We start from the raw sequence: 6,308 nt of genomic DNA, 5'->3' as shown, positions 1-6,308 counted from the left end.
GCTCGGCGGACAGCGTTCGCGGCAGGGGTCCTGACGCGCGCGGTGTCCTAAGCTAGCGCTTAGCCATGGTGATGTCGCCCGATTCCACTGCCTCGCCGGACATTCCGTTCGCGGGACTGACGCCCGACCTGATCCTCGATGCGCTCGAGGTTGCCGGCTTCATGCCGGACGGCCGGCTGCTGGCGCTGAACAGCTACGAGAATCGGGTCTGGCAGGCCGGGGTCGAGGACGGCGCGCCGCTGGTGATGAAGTTCTACCGTCCCGGGCGCTGGAGCGACGCCGCCCTCCTCGAGGAACATGCCTTCGTCCGGCAGCTTGCCGAGGCCGAGATCCCGGCCGTGCCGCCGCTCGACTGCGGCGGCAGCACGCTGCTGTCGCATGGGGGCTTTCGCTTCGCGGTATTCCCGCGCTGCGGCGGCCGCGAGCCAGAGCTCCATCGCGCAGACACGCTGGCCTGGCTCGGCCGTTTCATCGGCCGCATCCACGCCGTGGGCGCGGCCCAGCCCTATCTCCACCGGCCCGCGCTCGATGTCGAGACCTTCGGGGTGGCGCCGCGCGACTGGCTGCTGGCGCACGACTGCATCCCGGCCGATCTGCGGCCGGCCTGGCAGGCCGCGGCCGATCTCGCCATCGATGGCGTGCGGCGCTGCTACGAGCGCGCCGGCGACGTGGCAATGCTGCGGCTGCATGGCGACTGCCATCGCGGCAACCTGCTGTGGATCGAGGCCGATCAGGCCCGTGGCGGCAGCGCCGGGCCGCATTTCGTCGACTTCGACGACAGCCGGAGCGGGCCCGCGGTGCAGGACCTGTGGATGCTGCTGGAGGGGGACCGCGCCGCGATGCAGAGCCAGTTGGCCGATATCGTGGCCGGCTACGAGGACTTCGCCGAATTCCCGATGCGCGAACTGCATCTGGTCGAGGCGCTGCGCACGCTGCGCCTGCTGCACTACAGCGCCTGGCTGGCGAGCCGCTGGAACGATCCGGCCTTTCCGGCCGCGTTTCCGTGGTTCGGCACGGCGCGCTACTGGCAGGACCGCATCCTCGAACTGCGCGAACAGATCGCGCTGATGGACGAGCCGCCGTTGTGGTCGGCTTGATCGCGGCTTGATCGCGATTTGATCGGCCGAGCTGCCGATCGTCCCGGGCGCGACCGCGGCGCTCGTCACGCTGTGGGCCTTGAATGGCCCGCATCATCAGGCCATCAGGCCATCAGGCCATCAGGCCATCACACCATCACGCCTTCTCCGGCGCCTTCACCAGGATCACCGGGCACGACGCATGCGCGACCACGCGGCCGGCGACCGAGCCCAGCACCGCGTCGAAGAACGATCCGCGGCCATGGGTGCCGATCACGATCGCATCGGCGTTGACCGATTTGGCCAGCGCCACGATGCGATCCGGCGGAAAGCCGCTGAGCGCATGCTTTTCCACGCGCAGTTGCGCGGCGGCCAGGATGTCGCAGACCGAGCGCATCGCCTTCTCGCTTTCCTCGCGATGCCAGTCGTCGATGGCGTCCTTGCTGACGAAGGCGCGGACCTGTCCGGTGACCTCCGGGGCGACGTGCACCACATGCACGGTCCGTTCGCCCTGCAGCAGCTTCCCTTCGGCGATAAAGCGGGCGGCAGCGTCGCTGAAGGCGGAGCCGTCGGTGGCGAGCACGATATGGGTCATGGCGAGGGTTCTCCTATCAGGGGCCTTGCAGGCGTTGTCGACGGCCAGGCGGTCGGCGGCACGGCTGGCGTTGCCTTGCCTGGCTGAATTCATGATGGCAGCTAGGCGGCGATCTCGCCATGATTCCGGTCAAAAACTCGGCACTTCGCCGAATTGCATGCCCGATCCCGCACTTACTGCGACAGCAGCATCCCCGTAAAGATGACCAGCCAGCCACTGGCCAGGCAGGCGCCGATCCACGCCGCGACGATCAGTGCATTGTCCCGAACGCTCATCGCTTGCTCCTTCGCTTCGTCACAACCGGCCGGCTCATTCGCCGATCGGCGCGGGGTAATCGCCGCGGATGCCGGTACGGGCGCCCTCGCTGTAGACGTCCTGCGTGCGGGCGCCGTCCGCGTAGACGTTGAAGGCGCGCGCGCCATCGGCGAAGCGGTCCACCGAGCGGAACGTGTAGCCGTAGTCGTCGCCGGCCTGCGAAGCGCGCACCGGCGCGGCGAACACGCTGTTCAGCGACAGCAGCGCGGTACCGGCGATGGCGGCGCTGAGAACCAGGCGGGTGGTGGTGATCTTCATGATTTTCTCCATTTGTTGAATTTTTGAGAATCGTTTTGCGGCCCGATGTCGTCAGCCGATGTGAGAAGAATAGGCTCACATCCGGGCGGTGACGCGACGCTGCCTCGTATCAGTTATTCAAAGTTTTTAACAATGCGAATGCGTGTGCCGCGCCGGCCTGGGCATTGCCCACTCCGCGTGCCGGCGGGCATCGCATAGGCTGTTGCTCGCACTTTCGTTTCGGAGGGCCGAAGTGCGTGCCGGGAACCGTCGTTCCTTGTCCATTTCCTTCATTTCCGGACGCCCCGCTTGATAGGCTTCGCTCTCCCCACGGATGACCAACCTCTGATTGCGCTTTATGGCCCAACAGTTCGATTCGCAACTCGACGTTTCCATTCTTTCCGTCCTGCTTGACGACGGCGGTCCCCGGCGCTGGATGAGCGCCGAGGACGTGGCGCGCGGCCTTGCCGCCCTCGGCGTCGCCGAGCCGCCCGCCGAGGTGCTGCAGCAGCGGCTGGTGCTGCTGGTCGCCGACGGCTCGGCAGAGTGCCGCGCGCAGGGGCGCGGCCTGATGTGGCGCCGCGCCGAAGGTGCCGGCCGGATGCTCGCCAACGCCGGCACCTGGCTCAGCGACGAAGAGGCGCTGGCGCTGCAGGTGCTCAAGCGGTTCGCCGGCCGCCAGATCACATCGGTGATGGCGACCCTGCTGCGGCCGTTGTTCGATGCCGCCGAGTCGCAACTGCGCCGGCGCAGCGGCGAGGGCGCCACCGGGCGGATCGCCTGGCATCGCAAGGTATCGGTGGTCGAGCGCAGTTCGCCGCTGGTGCCGCCGCGGTTGCGCGAGGTCGTGCTGCTGCCGGTGCTGACCGCGGTGTTCGAGGAGCGCTGCCTGGAGGTCGTTTACCGGCCGCGCTTCGAGCCGGAAAGCAAGCGCGTGCTGATGCCGCTCGGCGTGGTCGAGAAGGCCGGCATGGTCTATCTGGTCGGACTGGAAGGCGAGGACCCGGCGCCGCAATGCCTGCGGCTGGACCGCGTCCACGCGGCGCACGCGCTGAAGGAGCGCTTCATCTATCCCGACCATTTCTCGCTGGCCGACTACGTCGAGGAGGCGGCCGAATTCGGGCTGCACGGCGACGGCAATATCAAGCTGGCGGTGCGCTTCGCCAGGGGCTGCGGCGACATCGTGCGCGACGCGCCGATGGCGCCCGATCAGACCGAGGAGATCGGCCCAGACGGTTCGCTGGTGGTTCGCTGCACGGTGGAGATGGCCGACTGGCTGGTGCGCTGGCTGCGCTCGTTCGGCCCGCAGGTCGAGGTGCTGGAGCCGGTGGCGCTGCGCCGCGCGCTGGCGCTCGAGGTCAAGACGATGGCGCGGGCTTACTGTCGGAACTGAGGCGGGAACTGAGGCGGGAACTGAGAACTGACGCCGGAACTGGGGAGTGGGGTGATGGGGAGGGGCTCCCGGCAGGAGCCCCGATCGGGACTGGCAGGGCGGCGCCAAAACAAAAAGGGGTCAGCTTGCGCTGACCCCTTCGAAATACTGGTGGCGAATCAGGGACTCGAACCCCGGACCTGCGGATTATGATTCCGTCGCTCTAACCGACTGAGCTAATTCGCCGACGAAGACCGCAATTATACGGGCCGTTGGATCGCTGTCAACACTTTTGTGCGGCCCGCCGGCATTCAAAGGCCAAAAAAAACCGGCGGCCCTGCCGGACCGCCGGATTCGCCGCCGGCATCGTAGCCGGCGGGGCGCGATCGAAGATCAGTCGCGCGCGTAGATGTCCACGTCCTTGGTCTCGCGGATGAACAGCGAGCCGATCACCAGCGTGATGCCGGCGATCACGATCGGGTACCACAGGCCGTAGTAGATGTTGCCGTTCTGCGCGACCAGGGCGAACGAGATGGTGGGCAGCATGCCGCCGAACCAGCCGTTGCCGATGTGGTAGGGCAGGGACATCGAGGTGTAGCGGATGCGGGTCGGGAACAGCTCGACCAGCATCGCGGCGATCGGACCGTAGACCATCGTCACGTAGATCACCAGGATCACCAGGATCACCAGCACCATCACCGTGTTCATCTCGGCGGGATCGGCCTTGGTCGGATAGCCGGCGGCCGTCATGGCCGAGGCGACTTCCTTCTTGAAGGCGTCGATCTTCGCCTTGCTGGCCGGATCGAAGCTGTGTCCCTGCGGCACCAGCGCGGCATTGAAGGCGGGGATCTCGCGATCGCCGATCTTGACGGTGGCGGTGGTGCCGGCCGGCGCCTCGACGACTTCATAGCTTGCCGACGACTGCGCCAGCGTGCGCTTGGCGATGTCGCAGGAGCTGCGGAAGTCGATCTCGCGGGCGATCGGGCTGCCCTGGAACGAGCACTGCTTCGGATCGGCGGTGACGACGATCTGGGCCGACTGCTGGGCGCGCTCGAGCGCCGGGTTGGCGTAGTGGGTCAGCGCCTTGAACAGCGGGAAGTAGGTCAGCATCGCCAGCGCGCAGCCGGCCATGATGATCCACTTGCGGCCGATCTTGTCCGACAGCACGCCGAAGAACACGAAGAACGGCGTGCCGATCACCAGCGCGCCGGCGATCAGCAGGTTGGCGGTCTTGGCGTCGACCTTCAGCACCTGGGTCAGGAAGAACAGCGCGTAGAACTGGCCCGTGTACCAGACCACGGCCTGGCCGGCGGTCAGGCCCACCAGCGCCAGGATCACGATCTTCAGGTTGCGCCATTGGCCGAACGATTCCGTCAGCGGCGCCTTCGAGGTCTTGCCCTCGGACTTCATGCGCTGGAACGCCGGCGATTCGGCCATCGACAGCCGGATGTAGACCGACATGCCGAGCAGCACGATCGACAGCAGGAATGGAATGCGCCAGCCCCAGACCTCGAAGTCCGGACCGGTCAGCTGACGGCACACCAGGATCACGATCAGCGACATGAACAGGCCGAGCGTGGCCGTGGTCTGGATCCAGGACGTGTACGAGCCGCGCTTGCCGTGCGGCGCATGTTCGGCGACGTAGGTCGCCGCACCGCCGTACTCGCCGCCGAGCGCGAGGCCCTGCAGCATCCGCAGCGCGATCAGGATGATCGGGGCGGCCCAGCCGATGGTGGCGTAGCTGGGCAGCAGGCCGACGATGAACGTCGACACGCCCATGATCAGGATCGTCACCAGGAAGGTGTACTTGCGGCCGATCATGTCGCCGAGCCGGCCGAACACCAGCGCGCCGAACGGCCGCACGATGAAGCCGGCGGCAAAGGCGAGCAGCGCGAAGATGAAGGCCGAGGTCGGATCGAGGCCGGCGAAGAACTGCTTGGCGATGATCGCCGCCAGCGAACCGTACAGATAAAAGTCGTACCACTCGAACACCGTGCCGAGCGACGAGGCGAGAATGACCTTCCTCTCCTCGCGCGTCATCGGCGCATTCTGCGCACTGCCTCCCGGCACTGCGACATTCTGGGCGTTAGCCATTTTGTCTCCTCCTACTGTTCAGGGGTCCTTTCGCACGGCCGCGCTACGCGGGCGGCAACGCCGCGTACCGGCGGAGGCCGTCGAATGTGTGTGGATTCTGGGAGGCGAAACTTACGGTGTTCTGACAGCAAAGGGCGTGCGGGAGCCCTTATTGCTCGGGGTATACGCTAGCGTCGCGCGGCGGCCGAACTCGCCTTCCGCCCGCCGGAGCGATGTTGCAATGCGGGATGCCAGGGTGCGCGATCAGGCGGCGATTGCGCGCTGCGCGCGGTACGCAGGGCCGCGGCGTTCAGCGGTGCCGCGCAGCATCGCCATCGTCGGCGTGCGCGGCATCGTCGGCCGGCATGTCCGTCGGCGCCTGCGCCGGCTCGCCGATCTCGCCAACCTCACGATCGGCCCGGTTCATGCGCCAGGCATAGGCGGCGGCCATCAGCACGTACAGGATCAGCAAGCCTTGTGCGCCGGCCCAGAACGAGAAGGGCCAGCCGAAGAAGTCGAAGCGCAGCTCGCGCGCGAACCAGCTGACGCCGAACGTGCCGGCAAACCACAGCGCCAGCAGCACCGCGGTCCAGCGCAGGTTGGTGCGCCAGGCCGCCGCGGCGCGCTGCTGGCGCGCAAG

The 6,308-nt window shown here is 67.2% G+C and carries 6 protein-coding genes and 1 tRNA gene; 2 read left to right on the top strand and 5 right to left on the bottom strand.

Annotated features, from left to right (window positions below; translation table 11 throughout):
• Positions 1 to 65: 65 nt before the first annotated feature.
• On the top strand, positions 66 to 1,097 hold the full coding sequence (locus B551_RS11815; RefSeq protein WP_006579089.1) for a serine/threonine protein kinase: 1,032 nt from the start codon (positions 66 to 68) through the stop codon (positions 1,095 to 1,097).
• Positions 1,098 to 1,233: 136 nt separating this feature from the next.
• Here the strand turns inward: B551_RS11815 and B551_RS11810 are convergent, their stop codons facing one another.
• Both B551_RS11810 and B551_RS11805 read right to left on the bottom strand, forming a co-directional pair.
• Positions 1,234 to 1,671, bottom strand: a complete 438-nt coding sequence (locus B551_RS11810) for a universal stress protein (RefSeq protein ID WP_006579090.1) — start codon at positions 1,669 to 1,671, stop codon at positions 1,234 to 1,236.
• A 309-nt stretch (positions 1,672 to 1,980) separates the two neighbouring features.
• Entirely contained in the window at positions 1,981 to 2,244 is a 264-nt protein-coding gene (locus tag B551_RS11805; RefSeq protein ID WP_006579091.1) for a hypothetical protein, read from the bottom strand.
• A 337-nt stretch (positions 2,245 to 2,581) separates the two neighbouring features.
• Between B551_RS11805 and B551_RS11800 the strand changes: the two genes are divergently transcribed.
• A complete protein-coding gene (locus B551_RS11800) occupies positions 2,582 to 3,616 on the top strand; it encodes a YafY family protein (RefSeq protein WP_043439078.1) in 1,035 nt (344 codons plus the stop codon).
• A 148-nt stretch (positions 3,617 to 3,764) separates the two neighbouring features.
• Here B551_RS11800 and B551_RS11795 read toward each other — a convergent pair.
• The 3 genes from B551_RS11795 to B551_RS11785 form a co-directional block, all read right to left on the bottom strand.
• A tRNA-Met gene (locus B551_RS11795) sits at positions 3,765 to 3,841 on the bottom strand.
• 147 nt (positions 3,842 to 3,988) lie between these two features.
• Positions 3,989 to 5,689: an MFS transporter gene (locus B551_RS11790; RefSeq protein ID WP_006579307.1), complete on the bottom strand. Its 1,701-nt coding sequence runs from the start codon at positions 5,687 to 5,689 to the stop codon at positions 3,989 to 3,991.
• 289 nt (positions 5,690 to 5,978) lie between these two features.
• On the bottom strand, positions 5,979 to 6,308 hold a 330-nt coding region (locus tag B551_RS11785), incomplete at its 5' end, for a DUF4212 domain-containing protein (protein ID WP_023264151.1).

It is taken from the genome of Cupriavidus sp. HPC(L) (assembly GCF_000307735.3).
In the GTDB taxonomy this organism is placed as follows: domain Bacteria; phylum Pseudomonadota; class Gammaproteobacteria; order Burkholderiales; family Burkholderiaceae; genus Cupriavidus.
This window is presented reverse-complemented; position numbering and strand designations above follow the sequence as displayed.

Excerpts from the sequence above, each read along its gene's own strand:
- B551_RS11805 (WP_006579091.1), bottom strand. The coding sequence starts at position 2,244 with ATGAAGATCACCACCACCCGCCTGGTTCTCAGCGCCGCCATCGCCGGT.
- B551_RS11800 (WP_043439078.1), top strand. The coding sequence starts at position 2,582 with ATGGCCCAACAGTTCGATTCGCAACTCGACGTTTCCATTCTTTCCGTC.
- B551_RS11815 (WP_006579089.1), top strand. The coding sequence starts at position 66 with ATGGTGATGTCGCCCGATTCCACTGCCTCGCCGGACATTCCGTTCGCG.
- B551_RS11790 (WP_006579307.1), bottom strand. The coding sequence starts at position 5,689 with ATGGCTAACGCCCAGAATGTCGCAGTGCCGGGAGGCAGTGCGCAGAAT.
- B551_RS11810 (WP_006579090.1), bottom strand. The coding sequence starts at position 1,671 with ATGACCCATATCGTGCTCGCCACCGACGGCTCCGCCTTCAGCGACGCT.